Annotated in this window: 1 protein-coding gene; it reads left to right on the forward strand. The window is 54.4% G+C overall.

What is annotated here, in order from left to right; all coding sequences use genetic code 11:
• Positions 1–115 precede the first annotated feature (115 nt).
• The coding region (locus AC1RPH_RS07830; RefSeq protein ID WP_481762031.1) for a hypothetical protein at positions 116–461 on the forward strand (346 nt) is incomplete at its 3' end.

Raw genomic sequence — 461 nt, forward strand, 5'->3', positions numbered from 1 at the left:
AGACTATGGTGAGTGCGTGCCGCATCACGAGAACAGGGCCCGTGAACTCCGAGCCGAGGCCGCGCGTATCGAGCAATGTTACGACAACGGGGATGACCCGTACGAAGGATAAAAGATGAGCGAAAAAGAAAAACGTGTGTTTTTCACGCAAGAGTGGCAGAAGCATGAACGTGAGGTGACCTATCCGTACTACCGAGCAAAGTCCGAGGTCACAGAAAACGATCGCGGGAGTTACGTGTATGAACGCGTAGAGCGCACGAAGATCACACGTATCGAGGTCACGGCGGGATCGCAGTACAAGATCAGCACGCTCCGAAATACGAGTACGGCGACGAGTCGGGACGAGAGCATCTTGTATATGCTGGGTTCCTACCCATATGCATGTACGGAACAGCAGTTCAACGAAAAGATGAGTGAGGCGCTTGCCGCGATTGGTGTCGAGAACCCGCTCGGGGCACTGG

This window comes from Dellaglioa sp. CoH-57-MRSF-16 (genome assembly GCF_056782055.1).